This is a genomic window from Streptomyces platensis, assembly GCF_008704855.1.
In the GTDB taxonomy this organism is placed as follows: domain Bacteria; phylum Actinomycetota; class Actinomycetes; order Streptomycetales; family Streptomycetaceae; genus Streptomyces; species Streptomyces platensis.
In genome coordinates this window covers 4,540,331-4,555,552 of sequence record NZ_CP023691.1, presented here as the reverse complement: position 1 = coordinate 4,555,552, position 15,222 = coordinate 4,540,331, and the positions used below count along the sequence as shown (strand labels likewise).

Annotated in this window: 13 protein-coding genes and 1 pseudogene; 9 read left to right on the top strand and 5 right to left on the bottom strand. The window is 72.9% G+C overall.

All coding sequences use genetic code 11. The features are described 5' to 3' along the window. Window positions 1-175 precede the first annotated feature (175 nt). The gene (gene serS / locus CP981_RS20145) at window positions 176-1,465 is read left to right on the top strand and encodes a serine--tRNA ligase (protein WP_085924609.1); all 1,290 of its coding nucleotides are present in this window, start codon (window positions 176-178) and stop codon (window positions 1,463-1,465) included. Continuing rightward, window positions 1,462-2,292: an HAD family hydrolase gene (locus CP981_RS20140; protein ID WP_085924608.1), complete on the top strand. Its 831-nt coding sequence runs from the start codon at window positions 1,462-1,464 to the stop codon at window positions 2,290-2,292. Before serS ends, CP981_RS20140 begins: the two co-directional genes overlap by 4 nt. Here the strand turns inward: CP981_RS20140 and CP981_RS20135 are convergent. Together CP981_RS20135 and CP981_RS20130 are read right to left on the bottom strand one after the other, a co-directional pair. After that, window positions 2,280-3,023, bottom strand: coding sequence for a rhomboid-like protein (locus CP981_RS20135; protein ID WP_425282143.1), 744 nt, complete (start codon window positions 3,021-3,023; stop codon window positions 2,280-2,282). The genes CP981_RS20140 and CP981_RS20135 overlap by 13 nt on opposite strands. Next, on the bottom strand, window positions 3,020-4,072 hold the full coding sequence (locus CP981_RS20130) for an Lrp/AsnC family transcriptional regulator (RefSeq protein WP_085924607.1): 1,053 nt from the start codon (window positions 4,070-4,072) through the stop codon (window positions 3,020-3,022). Before CP981_RS20130 ends, CP981_RS20135 begins: the two co-directional genes overlap by 4 nt. A 183-nt stretch (window positions 4,073-4,255) precedes the next feature. Between CP981_RS20130 and CP981_RS20125 the strand changes: the two genes are divergently transcribed. Next, window positions 4,256-5,818: an MFS transporter gene (locus tag CP981_RS20125; RefSeq protein WP_244329712.1), complete on the top strand. Its 1,563-nt coding sequence runs from the start codon at window positions 4,256-4,258 to the stop codon at window positions 5,816-5,818. 166 nt (window positions 5,819-5,984) lie between these two features. Further along, window positions 5,985-6,906 (top strand): annotated as a pseudogene (locus CP981_RS20120) (LysR family transcriptional regulator). Here CP981_RS20120 and CP981_RS20115 read toward each other — a convergent pair. Further along, a complete protein-coding gene (locus CP981_RS20115; protein ID WP_085924606.1) occupies window positions 6,896-7,837 on the bottom strand; it encodes a MerR family transcriptional regulator in 942 nt (313 codons plus the stop codon). The pseudogene CP981_RS20120 and the gene CP981_RS20115 sit on opposite strands and share 11 nt — an antisense overlap. Window positions 7,838-8,214: 377 nt before the next feature. Here CP981_RS20115 and CP981_RS20110 point away from each other — a divergent pair, with 377 nt between their 5' ends. The 5 genes from CP981_RS20110 (at window position 8,215) to mltG (ending at window position 13,361) form a co-directional block, all read left to right on the top strand. Beyond that, window positions 8,215-8,529, top strand: a complete 315-nt coding sequence (locus CP981_RS20110; protein ID WP_085924605.1) for an SAV_915 family protein — start codon at window positions 8,215-8,217, stop codon at window positions 8,527-8,529. A 16-nt stretch (window positions 8,530-8,545) separates the two neighbouring features. Beyond that, window positions 8,546-9,949: a diaminopimelate decarboxylase gene (gene lysA / locus CP981_RS20105; protein ID WP_244329711.1), complete on the top strand. Its 1,404-nt coding sequence runs from the start codon at window positions 8,546-8,548 to the stop codon at window positions 9,947-9,949. Between the two features lie 291 nt (window positions 9,950-10,240). Beyond that, window positions 10,241-10,951: a FadR/GntR family transcriptional regulator gene (locus CP981_RS20095; protein WP_085924604.1), complete on the top strand. Its 711-nt coding sequence runs from the start codon at window positions 10,241-10,243 to the stop codon at window positions 10,949-10,951. Between the two features lie 141 nt (window positions 10,952-11,092). Then, window positions 11,093-12,364 (top strand): CynX/NimT family MFS transporter, encoded by a 1,272-nt coding sequence (locus tag CP981_RS20090; RefSeq protein WP_085924603.1) that lies wholly within the window; start codon window positions 11,093-11,095, stop codon window positions 12,362-12,364. Window positions 12,365-12,551: 187 nt separating this feature from the next. Beyond that, the gene (mltG, locus tag CP981_RS20085; protein ID WP_085924602.1) at window positions 12,552-13,361 is read left to right on the top strand and encodes an endolytic transglycosylase MltG; all 810 of its coding nucleotides are present in this window, start codon (window positions 12,552-12,554) and stop codon (window positions 13,359-13,361) included. Between the two features lie 66 nt (window positions 13,362-13,427). On the opposite strand, the gene CP981_RS20080 is transcribed toward mltG, so the two are convergent. Both CP981_RS20080 and CP981_RS20075 read right to left on the bottom strand, forming a co-directional pair. Continuing rightward, a complete protein-coding gene (locus CP981_RS20080) occupies window positions 13,428-14,147 on the bottom strand; it encodes an ABC transporter permease subunit (RefSeq protein WP_085924679.1) in 720 nt (239 codons plus the stop codon). Between the two features lie 79 nt (window positions 14,148-14,226). Further along, window positions 14,227-15,138 (bottom strand): ABC transporter ATP-binding protein, encoded by a 912-nt coding sequence (locus CP981_RS20075; protein ID WP_085924601.1) that lies wholly within the window; start codon window positions 15,136-15,138, stop codon window positions 14,227-14,229. Window positions 15,139-15,222: the final 84 nt, after the last annotated feature.

Sequence of the window (15,222 nt, the reverse complement as noted above, 5' to 3'; positions counted from 1 at the left end):
CAACGGACCGGGCGCGGGGGTTGCGCCGACCACCCCCGCGGCACGGAATGCACCGGAATTCCACACCGCCTTTCGTGCCCCACCCCTAAGGGAATAAACAACCCCAAAACGGACAAACTGGTATGCCGGGGAATATGGCGTGGAGTGGCGGGGCGCGGCCCCGGTAGCCTGGGGGGTGATTGACCTTCGCCTGCTCCGTGAGGACCCCGACCGTGTGCGCGCGTCCCAGCGCGCCCGTGGAGAGGACGTCGAGCTCGTCGACGCGCTTCTCTCCGCCGACGAGCGGCGCAGGTCGTCCAGCGTCCGCTTCGACGAGCTGCGTGCCGAGCAGAAGTCGCTCGGCAAGCTCATCCCCAAGGCCGCCGGCGACGAGAAGGCCGAGCTGCTGAAGAGGGCCGGTGAGCTGTCCGCCGCCGTCAAGGCTGCCGACGCCGCCCAGGACGAGGCCAAGGAAGAGACGCAGGCGCTGCTGCGGAAGCTCGGCAACCTCGTCCACCCCGACGTTCCGGTCGGCGGCGAGGAGGACTTCCGGGTCCTGGAGACGCACGGCACGATCCGGGACTTCACCGCCGAGGGCTTCGAGCCCAAGGACCACCTGGAGATCGGCGAGCTGCTCGGCGCCATCGACGTCGAGCGCGGCGCCAAGGTCTCCGGCTCCCGCTTCTACTACCTCACGGGTGTCGGCGCGCTGCTGGAGCTCGCGCTGGTCAACGCCGCCATCGCACAGGCCACCGCGGCCGGTTTCACGCCGATGCTGACCCCCGCCCTGGTGCGCCCGCGCGCCATGGAGGGCACCGGCTTCCTCGGCCAGGCCGCGGAGAACGTCTACCACCTGGAGAAGGACGACTACTACCTGGTCGGCACCTCCGAGGTCCCGCTCGCCGCGTACCACATGGACGAGATCGTGGACGCCGCCAAGCTGCCGCTGCGCTACGCCGGTTTCTCGCCGTGCTTCCGCCGCGAGGCCGGCACCTACGGCAAGGACACCCGCGGCATCTTCCGGGTCCACCAGTTCGACAAGGTCGAGATGTTCTCCTACGTCGCGCCGGAGGACGCCCAGGCCGAGCACCAGCGGCTGCTGGACTGGGAGAAGCAGTGGCTGACCGGCCTGGAGCTGCCCTTCCAGGTCATCGATGTCGCCACCGGTGACCTCGGCGCCTCCGCCTCCCGCAAGTTCGACTGCGAGGCGTGGATCCCCACCCAGGGCAAGTACCGCGAGCTGACCTCGGCGTCGAACTGCGACGAGTTCCAGGCGCGCCGCCTCTCGGTCCGGATGCGGGAGAACGTCGACGGCAAGCAGAAGGTCTCGCCGCTGGCGACGCTGAACGGCACGCTCTGCGCGATCCCGCGCACCATCGTGGCGCTCTTCGAGAACCACCAGCAGGCGGACGGTTCCGTGCGCGTCCCCGAGGTGCTCCGCCCCTACCTGGGCGGCCGGGAGATCCTGGAGCCCGTCGCCAAGTGAGCGCACCCGTCCCGGCCGCGGGCGCCCCGCTGCCGTACAAGCTCATCGCGACGGATCTCGACGGGACGCTGCTGCGCGCCGATGAGACCGTCTCCGAGCGCACCCGCCGGGCGCTCGCCGCGGCCACCGCGGCGGGCGCGGCCCATATCGTCGTCACCGGCCGGGCCGTGCCCTGGACCCGGCACATCCTCGACGCCCTGGACTACCAGGGCCTCGCGGTGTGCGGGCAGGGCGGTCAGGTCTACCACGCCGGGGAACACCGGCTGCTGACGTCGGTGACGCTCGACCGGCAGCTCGCCGGTCTCGCGCTGGCCAAGATCGAGGCCGAGGTCGGCCCGCTGTACCTGGCGGCCAGCCGGGACGGCCTGGCGGGCGAGGTGCTGGTCGGCCCCGGCTACCGCGTCCAGGAAGGCCCGCTGCCGAACGTCCTGATGGACGATCCCGCCGACCTGTGGACGGCCCCGATCAACAAGGTCTACATCCAGCACCCGACCCTGGACGACGATGCGCTGGCCCTGGCCGCGCGTCAGGTCGCCGGGGATCTGGTCGGGGTGACGGTGGCCGGCGAGGGCATCGTCGAACTGCTGCCGCTGGGCCTGTCGAAGGCCACCGGACTGTCCCTGGCCGCCCGCCGGCTGGGCCTCACCGCCAAGGACACCATCGCCTTCGGTGACATGCCCAACGACATCCCGATGTTCGGCTGGGCCGCGCACGGGGTGGCGATGGCCAACGCCCATGACGAACTGAAGGCCGTCGCGGACGAGTTCACCGCCTCCCACGAGGACGACGGCGTCGCGGTGGTGCTGGAGCGGCTCTACCTCTCCTGAGGGCTTTCCGGCCGCTGCTCCGGCGGCGGCCCGGCGGCCCGGTCCGCGGGGCCCGTCCCGTCCTCCGGCGGCGGCTCCTCGGCAGCCGCCGGGGTCAGCGGCCAGGCCGCGAAACCCATGGCCAGCGCGATGGCATGGCCGAAGTCGGTGAAGGTCGCGCCGGTCAGCAGCGGAATGCCGAAGAAGACCAGCACCCCGGCGAGGTAGCCGTAGCGCCAGGGCGGCCGCAGCCGGTACGTCAGCACCCCGGCGGCCGCCGCCAGCCCGTACGAGACCCCGATGTCCACGACATGGGTCATCGACCGCGGCAGCCGGTGCCCCTCGATGGCCAGCAGGACCAGCTCCTGGCTGGCGAGGGTGGCCGCGATATGCGCGCCACCGACGGTCAGCAGCCAGCGGGCGGTCCCCGTCCAGCGCTCCACGTTGGCGTGCAGCAGCTCGAACATCACCGCATAGAGCAGAAACGACTCGGGACGCTCGATCCAGAAGCCGCTGATCAGCAGCGACGGCAGCGGATGCTCATTCAGCTCGTGGATATTGCTGCTGGTGCGGTGGACCAGGAACTGCCCCAGCCCCTCGGAGGCGGCGGCGATGACCAGGCTGGTGATGCCGATGACCAGCAGCCAGATATGAGTGCCGGGGCTGCTGCCTACCCAGTCCTTCGCCCAGGTCAGGGGGTTGGCAGGGGACGGGCGACGGCCGCGGCGCGGCGGCTCGGCCGGCGGCCTCACCGGCGGCGCCCCGGGGCGGCGGAGAACAGCGGTCCCGGCCCCTTGAGGTGCCGGATGCGGGGCGCGCTCTCCATGGCCCGTACGCCGGGCAGCGCCGCCACCCGGGTCGTCAGATAGCGGTAGACGGCGCCCACGTCGCGGCAGAGCACCGAGGCGAAGAGGTTGTGCGGGCCGGTGGTGGCGCAGGCGTAGCCGACTTCCGGGTGAGCCGCCATCGCCTCGCCGGCGGCGGCGAGGCGGGCGGGCTCGACGGACAGCCAGAGGGCCACCATCACGCCGTACCCGAACTGCGCCAGGTCGTAGTCGACGTCGTAATACAGGGCGCCGGTGGCCCGCAGTTCGGTGAGGCGGCGGCGGACCGTGGTGGGCGACCAGCCGGTGGCGGTGGCGAGTTCGGCCAGGGGGGTGCGGCCGTCCCGGGCGAGGGCGTCGAAGAGCCGGCGGTCGGCGTCGGTGAGCGTGACGGGGGCGGCGGCCGGGTCGGGCGGCGGCGGGCTCAGCCGGGCGATCTGCTCGCCGGTCAGCGCCCCGGACTTGTTGATCAGGCCCTGGGGGCCGCCGAAGAACTGGTGCAGCCGGCAGTGTGCGGTCACCCCGATGACGCTCGGGGTGCGCGGCAGCTTCTGGAGCAGCAGCACATCGCTGTGGTCACTGTCCGGTGCCCGGCACATCGCGGTGATCTCGGTGCCGCCGGACATCAGGCTGACCCAGGAGGTGTCCGGGCGGCGGGCCAGCGCCTCGGCGACGGCGACCGCGGCGTCCGGTGCGCACTGGACCCGCACCAGCCACTGCACCTCGCCGACCGCCTGGGCGCCGGGCAGCCCCAGCACCTTGAGCGCGCCGCGGGTGCGGTGCCGGGTGTAGCGCCGGGCGACGGTCTGGTCGGAGACCCCGAGCACGGCGGCGATCCGGCTGAACGGCGCCCGCCCGTCGAGCTGAAGCGCATGGATCAGCCGGTGGTCGAGGTCGTCGAAACCGGTGGGGCCGCCGGGGACCGCCCCGGTGCCGCTCCCCCGGTCCGCCGCCCCGGGCTTCCCGTCGGATTTCACCGTTCGAGGCTAACCCGTGTCGGATTGCGCCGCCGGGCGTGCGGTGGCTGGGAGCGCGGACGGCGCCGCCCGCACCGTGGCGTCGGCAATACGGGACACCGGCCGGCGAACCGGCGGGCCGGGCCGGACCTTCGGGCGGCACCGGGCGCGCCGGTACCGGCCGATACGAACGGAGGAAAGAACATGCGGAGCACGCCCGAGAGGGGGACCGCGGCGAGCGGCCGGGCGCCGGACGCGGGCGGGGAGCCGGGCGGGGGACCGGCCGGGAAGTGGTGGCCGCTGGCCGCCATCACCCTCGGCAACTTCCTGCTGCTGGTCGATGTGACGATCGTGAACACCGCGCTGCCCCGGATAGCCGACGGCCTGGGCGCCACCTTCACCTCGCTCCAGTGGGTGATGGACATCTATGCGCTGGCGCTGGCCGCGCTGCTGATGCTGGCGGGCTCGGCCGCGGACCGCTACGGGCGGCGGCGGCTGTATGTCGCCGGGCTGACGCTGTTCGCGCTCGCCTCGCTGGTCTGCGGGCTGGCCCCGGACGCGGGCGTGCTGGTCGCGGCCCGCGCCGTGCAGGGGGTGGGCGCGGCGGCGATGTTCGCCACCAACACCCCGCTGCTGATGGCCGCTTACCAGGGCCGGGACCGGGGCGTGGCGTTCGGCGTCTGGGGCGGCACCAGCGGCGCCGCGGCCGCGATCGGCCCCGTACTGGGCGGCCTGCTCACCGAGTATGTGGACTGGCGGGCCATCTTCCTGGTCAATCTGCCGCTGACCGCCGTCGCGGTGTGGATCACGGTACGCCGGGTGCCCGAGTCGCACGGCGACCCCGCCGCCCGGATCGACTGGCCGGGCGCCGCGTCCTTCACGGCCTGCGCGGGCGCGCTGACGTACGGGCTGATCCGCGGCGGCGAGGAGGGCTGGACGGAGTCCGGGACGCTCGCCGCACTCGGCGGCGCGGCGCTCGCCCTGCTGGTGTTCCTCGTCATCGAACGGCGGGTGCAGCGGCCGCTGCTGGACCTGGGGCTGCTGCGCCGCCCGTCGTTCGCGGCGCTGATGGCGGCGGCGCTGCTGCTTCAGGCCGCGGCGTTTCCGTATCTCACCTTCGTGGGGCTGTGGGTGCAGAACATCCTCGGCCTGAGCCCCGTGCAGGCGGGACTGGCGGTGACGCCGATGGCGCTGATGTCCCTGCTGGTGGGTGCGCTGGGCGGCCGTCCACTACAGCGGGTGGCACCCCAACTCCCGCTCGGTGTCGGCCTGTTGCTGGTGGGCGCCGGGGCACTGCTGGAGTACGCCCTGCTGGACGACGGGGCCGGCTGGGCGGCGCTCGTCCCCGGCCTCGCGGTGAGCGGGCTGGGCATCGGGGCGGCGATGCCGGTCCTGGTCTCGGCGGCGCTCGGCGCGGCGCCCCCGCAGCGGGCGGGGATGGCGAGCGGTGCCGTGAACACCTTCCGGCAGCTGGGCTACGCCCTGGGCATCGCGGCCCTCGGCACCGTCTTCGCCGACGCGCTGCACGGTCTCCGGCCCGGGGCCTCCCGTACGGCCGTGGCCGCCGCCCATGTCGCCGGACTGACCGACGTCCTGCTGATCTCGGGGGCGGTGGCGTCGGCCGGCGGAGTGCTGGTGCTGGCCGTCGTCCGGGGTCACCGGCCGGAGGCGGACGGGCGGCGGAGCCGGGTCCGGGGTACGGATCGGGGCCGGCTCGGGGGACGGCTCGGAGCCGGGTCAGGGGCGGCTCGGAGCCGGGCGGAGTAGACGCCGGGCATACGGGTCGGCACCCGGAACCGTACGGCCGTACGCGGTTCCGGGTTGCCGCCCTGGGCCCTGCGGCGATCTTCGCCGCGCCCTCACACCCAAGTCAATCCTCTGATCTCCTTTCACATCCCTTAGCAATGGCTTGGGTTGGCGCTACCGTGGGCCGGTGACCCTCGATGACCTGCGCGCTTTCGTGGCCGTGTGCGTCGGGCAATCTCAGCGCCGTCGCCCGCGATCTCGGCTGCACCCAGTCGGCCGTCAGCCAGCGCATCAAGCGCGTCGAACGGGCGGCGGGCATCGGCCTGTTGGAACGCCGGCCACGCGGTGTGGCGCCGACCCAGGCGGGCCGGATCCTGCACCGCGCGGCCGCCGACGGCCTCAGCGGACTGGATCTGGCGCTGCGGCGGCTGGCCGATCTGCGCGCGGGCGACGGCGGCACGGTCCGGGTGACCACCGGCGCCACGACCGTGCGGCACTTCATGGCCGGTGCGGTGGTCGCCTTCCGCGCCCGCCATCCGCACGTCAACCTGGAGTTCCAGACCGAGAGTTCCAGCCGCCGCTGCTTCGAGGCGGTCGCGGACGGCAGCTCCGAACTGGCCTGGATCACCATCGGCCCACCGGTACGCGGTATCGAGCAGCATCCGGTGGTCCGCCTGCCGTGGGTGCTCGCCGTACCCGCCGACGACCCGCTGGCCGACCGGGAGTGCATCGAGCCCGGCGAGCTGGCCGGCATCCGGCACATAAGGCTGCCGGAGAACTCCACCTCCCGGATGCGCCTCGACGGCCACCTCGGCCACCAGGACACCGGCCCCGTGCCGCCGCCGAGCACCACCAGCGTCGCCGACTGGGACACCGCCCTGCTGCTGGCCGAACTCGGCGTCGGCCACGCGGTCGTACCGCAGCTGCCCGGCCTTCAGGCCACCGCCCGGCCTGCCCTGCGGCTGATCCCGATCGCCGGCCTGCCCCCGCTGGCGACCGGCTGGGCGGTCCGCCGGTGGGCGGCGCTGAGCCCGGCGGCGGTGGCCTTCGCGGAGACGGTCACGGCCGGTCTGGGCGGGGCGGCGGCGGCCGGACGCCTCAGGCCCTGACCACCGGCTCCTGGATTTCGGTGACCCACTTCTCCTGGTCCGGCGGGCACTCCAGATACAGCTCGCGGGCGTATCCGGCGGAGCGATAGCCGTTGGCGTCGATCCAGTGCGCAAGATTCTGGGCGGTCGGCAGAATCCGGCTCATCGGGCCGCGGTGCACCACCGTGGCGGCGCTGTCCAGGCCGGGGAGGGTGACGACGTCGAAGCCGAGGCCGGTGGCGGTGGGGGTCCCGGGGCGGCCGGAGGTATCGGCGGCCGGGCGGCCGGAGGCAGCGCCGGCCGTCGCCGCCTTCGCCAGCGCCTCCTCGGTGATCACCATCCCCGCGTGCACGACGATGGCGTCCTTTCCCTCGCTCCCCTCGGCCGGGCGTCCGCTCCCGCCGTTCGGCTCCGGTACGTCCTCGTAGTACGCCAGCCCCGGCCCCGCCGGCGTCACCCCCGCGGTCTCCAGCAGCCGGCACAGCTCGGCGTAGAGCGGCGTGATCACCGGGCCGATGTCCTCCGGCCCGTAACCGGCGGCGGTCCCGCTCAGCTCCGCGAGCAGTACCGTTCCGGTGCGCTTGACCACCACATCGTCGGCAGACATGCGTCCCTCACTCTCGATCGTCCGGAGCCTCGCCTCGACCTGCGCCAGCCGCGCCTCCGCCGCCGTCCGCGCCGCCTCCAGCTCCGCCCGCCGCAGCCGCAGCATGCCGCGCAGCTCCGGCACGCTCACCTCCTCGGCCAGGATCGCCCCCATCTGCTGGAGGCTGAATCCGAGGTCCTTGAGCGCGATGATGCGGTTGAGCCGGGCGAGCTGGGCCGCCTCGTAGAAGCGGTAGCCGCTGACGGGGTCGGTACGGGCCGGGCGCAGCAGCCCGATCGCGTCGTAGTGACGCAGCATGCGGGCCGACACACGGCCGTACTGGGCGAAGTCTCCGATGGTGAACATGACGCCTTCCAGTGGAGTGCTTTCCACAGTGTCAAGGTCAAGCGCGGCGGTCCACGGACGATGGACCGGGTGGCGGACGGGGCCACCGGGCGGGCGGACAGCGGTCCCGGCCCGTGCCGGCCCGGCCCGTGCCGGGCAGCGGAGGCCGGATGCCGGTGGGGGGCGGTGGGGTGGCCGGTGACCGGATGCCCGGAGTCACCGCCGCCGCACAATCGGCCACCGGGCGGCAGCATCGCGTCAAGTAGCGGCCGCAACCCGTCAATGACGCGTCAGCGACCGGCGGAGCGTCCCATTCACCGGGCATAGCGTCAGAGCCGAGCCCCGGCGTACGCGTTTCCCACCGGTCCGGGGCCGAGTTCCGTCCGAGGAGCAACGCCGTGTCCCACCATCTGTACGCGGAAGATCCCGAGCCTGCCGATCGCGTCCCGGCCGGACCGCTGTTCGTCCCCGTCCGGTCGGGCCCCGCGGGCTGCACGGCCCGCCTGTTCCGCACTCCGCTCGGCGGCCGTACCGCCGTCGCCTTCACCTCTCCCCAGCGGCTGGCCGCGGCCCTCGGCGGCGGCCAGCCCTGGGTCAGGCTCTCCGAGCCCGCGCTAAGGGCACTGGCCGAACCCGTAGGTGCTACGGCCCTGACGGTCGATCCCCGATACGTCCCCGAGGTACCCCGTGGCCGTCACCTACGGGCCGCCTGAGGGAGGGGTGACCGCGATGAGTCACAGCACCCTGCCGCCGACCGGCCACGAGGCCGGCCCTCCGCCGCCGGCCACCGCCGTAGCGCCCCCGCCCCGCACCGCCGCCCGGCCCCCGTCCGGCAGCGAGCCGCGCTCCATCTGGCCCGCGTCCACCGCACGGGTCGGCCATGACGACCTCGCCGTCGGCGGTGTCCCGCTCACCGAACTGGCCGACCGCTTCGGCACCCCCGCCTACGTCCTGGACGAGGACGAAGTACGCGACCGCTGCCGCGCCTACCTACGGGCCTTCCCCGACGCCGAGGTCTACTACGCGGCCAAGGCCTTCCTGTGCCGCGCGATGGTGCACTGGGTGCAGGAGGAGGGCCTGGGGCTGGACGTCTGCTCCGCCGGCGAGCTGGAACTGGCCGTCACCACCGGCTTTCCGCCCGAGCGGATCGTGCTGCACGGCAACGCCAAGAGCCCGGCCGACCTGCGGGCCGCCCTGCGGCTGGGCGTCGGCCGGATCGTCATCGACAGCACCTCGGAGATCGCCCGGCTGGCCGCCGCGGTCCCGGCGGGCAGCCGTCAGAAGGTACTGATCCGGGTCGTGCCCGGGATCGCGGCCGGCGGCCACGCCAAGATCCGCACCGGGACCGACGACCAGAAGTTCGGCCTGTCGATCGCCGACGGCTCCGCACAGCACGCCATCGCCCGGGTGCTCAGCCAGCCACGCCTCGAACTGACGGGCCTGCACTGCCACTTGGGCTCGCAGATCACCACCGTCAAGCCCTATCTGTCGGCGGTACGACGGCTGATCGGCCTGCTGGCCCGCATCCGGGAGCACCACGGCAGGACGCTGCCCGAACTGGACCTCGGCGGCGGCCATGGCGTCGCCTACCGCCCCGGCGAGCCCGCACTCGACCCCGGCGCCCTCGGCGCCAGGATCCGCGCCGAACTCGCCCGCGGCTGCGCGGCGGCCGGGCTGCCGGTACCCCGGCTCGCCGTCGAACCGGGCCGCGCCATCGCGGGCCCGGCCGGGGTCGTCCTCTACCGGGTGCTGTCCGTCAAACGGACCGGCGCCCGCACCTTCGTAGCGGTGGACGGCGGGATGAGCGACAACCCGCGGCCCGCGCTGTACGGGGTGCGCTACGCGCCACGGCTGGTCGGCCGCGCCTCGGCGGCCGCGCCGGAACCCGTGACCGTCGTCGGGCGGCACTGCGAGGCCGGCGATGTCCTCGCCCCCGATGCCCCACTCCCCGGCGACATCCGCCCCGGCGACCTGCTGGCCGTCCCCGTCGCCGGCGCGTACCACCTCTCGATGGCCTCCGGCTACAACCTCGTCGGCCGCCCACCGGTCATCGCCGTCACGGGAGGCCATGCCCGCCTTCTCGTACGGCGCGAATCCCTGGCGGACATCCAGGAGCGGGATATCGGGGTGTGAGGGTGGGGTGAGGGTTGGGTTGCGGGTGGGGTGAGAGTGCCGGGGACAGGGGGCAGGGGCGAGCCCGGGCCGCCCCTGCCCGTGGCCGTGGCCGTATCCGTGACCGCATCCGTGTACGATGAATCGATCAGTTGTAGGATGACTGGGCAACTGGCCCGGGGCGGGGGCCGGACCTACCGGTCAGGGTCCTAGAAGCCTTAGGGGTCCCAGGGGGCCTACGGGTCCTAGGGGCCCGACTGGCCCTCCTGGCCCTACGGCACCTACTGGTTCATCGGCGCGGACGGGATGGAAATGGCACTTCAGGCAGCAGGACGGCAGTCCCTGGTGGACACCGTCGTCGACGCCCTGCGGTCCCAGCTGACGGCCGGTGAGTGGAAGGTGGGGGCCCGGATCCCCACCGAGCACGCGCTCGCCGAGCAGCTCCAGGTCGGCCGGAACACCGTGCGCGAGGCGGTACGGGTCCTCGTCCACGCCGGGATGCTGCGCTCACGTCAGGGCGAGGGCACCTTCGTCGTCTCCACCACGGACCCGGGCGACATCATGCGCGGCATCCAGCGGGCCGGGATCCGCGACGTACTGGAGCTGCGGATCGCGCTGGAGGCGGAGGCCGCCCGGCTGGCCGCGCTGCGCCACCGGCCCGAGGACCTGGACCGGATGCGGGCCGCGCTGGACGCCGTGGCCGACCTGGCGGACGCGGAGGGAGTGCCCGACTCGGGCGATCTGGAGCTCTACGCCGATCATGACGTCGCCTTCCACAAGGCCGTCGTCGAAGCCGCGCACAACACCGCGCTGACGGCGACGTACGGCTGGTTCAGCAGCTCGGTACGGGAAGCCCTGGTCAGCGCGCTCGACGACCAGGCGATGCCGAGGATCGTGCACGGCGATCACCGCGCTGTCCTGGACGCCATCGCGGCCGGCGACCCGGAAGCGGCGGAGCGCGCGACCCGCGCCCTGCTGGACAAGCCGAAGCGGGCCGTGGAGGCCCTGCTGGCCGACCACTGAGGCCGTCGCCCTTCCCTCTCTTCAGCCCCGGCCCTTTCCTCCCTCTCCCAACGCCCCTTCTTTCACTTTCCTTCTTTCTCCTTCCTTCTTCCTTCTTCCGATCCACCGTCCGGATCCCGACACATGACGAGGTATGCGCGTATGGCAGGGCCCAGGTCCGAAGCACCCTTGATCGACGCCGAGGAGGATCTGGTCCCGGCACCGCCGGTCGCCACGGCCCGGCGCCGGCTGCGGGCCCATCCGGTGCTGGTCATGGCCGGGATCGTGCTGGCCGCGCTCAATATGCGCACGGCGCTGGCCGGGGTCTCACCGCTGCTCGGCGAGATCGGCGCGCACTACCGGCTGACCGCGACCGCCAGCAGCCTGGTGACGACCATCCCGCTGATCTTCATGGGCCTCGGCTCGATCGTCGCGCCGAAACTGGCACGGCGCTGGGGGACCGAGACGGCGCTCTGCGGGGCGCTGGTGGCGCTGTGCGGCGGCATCGTGCTGCGGATCGCTCCGCCGGTGGTCGCGCTGTTCGCCGGGTGTGCGGTGGTCGGCGGCTCCATAGCCCTGCTGAATGTGCTGATGCCGGGCCTGATCAAGCGGGACTTCCCGGAGCGGGCCGCGGGTATGACCGCGCTGTACTCGACCGCGATGATCCTGGGAGCGACCGTCTCCGCCGCCTCCGCGGTGCCGATGGAGAACGCGCTCGGCAGCTGGCAGGGCGCACTGGTCTCCTGGGCGCTGCTGGCCGCCGTCGCCGCGGTCGTCTGGATCCCGCAGACGCTGATGACCCGGCGCGGCACCCGCCATGGCGCGGCCGCGGCCACCCCCGCGCCCCTCGCCGGGGACGGGCCGCGGCTGAGCCGCTCGCCGCTGGCCTGGCAGGTCACGCTGTTCATGGGCTCGCAGTCGCTGATCGCGTATGTGAGCATCGCCTGGATGCCGACGATCTTCACCGATCACGGCATGGGCAAGGGCGAGGCGGGCCTGGTCTTCGCCTTCAGCACGCTGGTGCAGATGGTCGGTTCGTTCGTGGTGCCGATGCTGGCGGGGCGGATGCGGCAGCAGCGGCTGCTGGGGGTGGCGGTGTCCGCGCTGATGGCCTGCGGCGTCACGGGTCTGCTGGTGGCACCGGTGGCCGGGGCGTGGCTGTGGGCCGCGCTCCTCGGCATCGGGCAGGGCGGCGCGCTGGGCCTGGCCCTGACGATGATGGTCCTGCGCTCGGGCGACGCCCACACCGCCGCCCGCCTCTCCGGCATGGCCCAGACCGGCGGCTACCTCCTGGCCGCCGCCGGCCCCCTGGCCCTCGGCGCCGTCCACCAGGCCACCAACGGCTGGACCATCCCCCTCGCCCTCCTCCTCGCCGTCTGCGGCGGCCTCGCTCTGCTGGGCCTGGGCGCGGGCCGAGATCGCCGGATCGGCTGACGGACGGGGCGAGTGCTGGGCCGGGGGCGCCGGGCGGGGGGGGGCCGCCGGGCGCTGCCTACGGCGGGTGGGCACGGCAACGTCGCAGGTGGCGGCGGCATGGCGAGGTGGTGAAGGATCTTCGCGGCGGGCAACGATCCGGCGGCGGCCGCCCCCGCGTCCGGCGGTGTCGCCTACCGTGCTCCCCATGAGCGATGTTCCGCACACCGTTCGCCGGCCAGGACCGCGGCTCTCCCGCACCGGCCGGCTCCTTCTTGTTGCCCTGCTGTGTGTCCTGGCCGTGCTGGTCGTGCTGGCCGTTCTGCTGCTGCCGCGCTTGCTGCGCGGGCAGCCCGAGCGGACGCTGACCGTCCCGGAAGGGCAGCGGGCCACCCAGATCTACGCCGCCGCCGACAAGGCCCTGCACGTGCCCGCCGGGTCCACCGCGAAGGCGGCCAAGCGCGCGCATCTGCCGCTGCCGGCCGAGGCGAAGGGCAATCCGGAGGGCTACCTCTTCCCGGCGACCTATCCGATCAGCTCGGACACCACCCCGGCGTCCTTGCTCACCTACATGGTGAAAACCGCCAAGGAGCGCCTCGCCGCCGACGGCGTCCGCTCCTACCGGACGGTCCTCATCGCCAGCATCGTGCAGGCCGAGGCGGACCGGCCGGCCGATATGGGCAGGGTCGCCCGGGTCATCGACAACCGGCTCGCGCACCATATGCCGCTGCAGATGGACTCGACGATCAACTACGCGCTGGGCCGCAGCACACTCCACACCAGCCATGCCGACACCAGGACCAAGAGCCCGTACAACACCTACCGCTACCAGGGCCTGCCGCCGACGCCGATCGACAATCCCGGTGCGGACGCGCTGAAGGCGGCCGGCGCGCCGCCCGCCGGCGACTGGCTCTACTTCGTCACCGTCAAACCGAACGACACCCGCTTCACCGCCGACTACCGGAAGCATCTGCGCAACGTGCGGGAGTTCAACGAAGCGGCAGCGCGGCGCCGGTAGCAGCGGAAGCCGCCGGGTGTGGCGGGAGCGGCGGGGGCGGGGACCTGCCCCGTCCCCCGGACGTCCTTACTCCTCGCCCGCCAAGGTGAGCGCCTTCAGACGACGGCTGGCATACCAGGTGGCGACGCCCGTGAGCCCCACCAGCAGGCAGAGGGCGAGCGGCAGTTTGACATCGGAGACGAGCGCACCCTCCGCGGCTGCCTTCTGTCCGACCGCCAGCGCCCACTGCTGGATGCTGAGGGTCTTCGCGCCCGGGATGAGCGTCCCCACGAACGCCTCCCAGATCAGGGCATAGACCAGGCCGAACACGACGGCATGCCGGGTGATCGTGCCGAAGAGCAGGAAGAGGGCGCTGTAAGCGACCGAGGCGACGGCCGCCGCCACCGCGTATCCCACGGCCATCTGCTGGCTGTTGCCGTTGAGGAGGAAGCCGGCGAGCAGGACGGGGAGGGCGGAGAAGGCGACCGTGACGCCTATCGCGACCAGCAGTTTGGTGAAGATGATCGTCGGCCGGGGCACCGGCTTGGCCAGCAGATAGACCACCGAGCCGTCGTCGATCTCCGGGCCGATCGCGCCCGTACCGGCGATGACGCCGATCAGCGGCACCATCGTGCCCAGCGCGAAGCCGCCCAGGATGCCGCCGGCGGTGGCATCGTCGGCACCGGCCAGCACACGGACGGCCACCGCGAGCAGCACCAGCAGGGCGGGCAGCGCGAAGAGGATCAGGGCCCGCCGCCGGCCGAGCAGGGCGCGGTAGGTGAGCCGGGCGACGGTCGGGTGGAACAGGGTGACCTTGGGGGCACCGGGGGGTGCGGTCCGGGCCGCCGGAGTGGTCGTGGACATGCGTCAGGGCTCCTTTCAGGCCTCAGGCCGCTACGAGGTAGGAGAAGACGGATTCCAGCGACTCGTCGGAGGGCGAGACCGTCAGAAGGCGGATGCCGTGGTCGCGGGCGACCCTCGGCAGGAGTTCGGTGAACCGGCCGAAGTCGATCGCCTGGATGCGCAGCGCGCCTTCGGTGAGGTCCACCTCGATGCCGGCCGTCGAAGGGTCGGCGATCAGCGCGCCGGCCAGTGCCCGGTCGTTGTCGGACCGGACGAGATAGCGGTGCGGGCGGTCGGTCATCAGCCGGCGGATCTTGCGGAAGTCTCCGGACGCGGCATGCCGTCCGGCCACCACCACCTCGATGTGCGCGGCGAGTTGCTCGACCTCTTCGAGGATGTGCGAGGAGAACAGGACCGTACGGCCCTCGTCGCCCATCCGCCGCAGCAGCTCCATCAGCTGCATCCGCTGGCGGGGGTCCATCCCGTTGAACGGCTCGTCCAGCAGCAGCACCGACGGGTCGTGGACCAGCGCGGACGCCATCTTCACCCGCTGCCGCATGCCCTTGCTGTACGTCGAGATCTTGCGGTCCTGGGCGTACTCCATCTCGACGGTGGCCAGCGCCCTGGCCGCCTCTTTCCGCCCGAGGCCGTGCAACTCGGCGTTGGCGAGCACGAATTCGCGCCCGGTGAGGAAGTCATACATCGCCTCGCGCTCCGGGACGATGCCGATGTGGCGGTAGATGCCGGCGTTGCGCCAGATCGTCGTCCCGTCCAGGGTGACGGAGCCGTTGGAGGGCGCGAGGAAGCCGCCCATCATGTTGATGAGGGTGGACTTGCCGGCGCCGTTGGGGCCGAGCAGGCCGGTCACGCCGGGGCCGATGGTCATGCTGATGTCGTTGACGGCAACGACATTGCCGAACCAGCGGGAGACACGGTCGATGTGCAGAGTCGTCATGGGCGCGGCCCATTCCTTCGGAGGGTGGTGGCGGGCGACAGACGGAAGGCGCAGGGGCGCAGCCCATCCCTGGGAAGGGCGGTG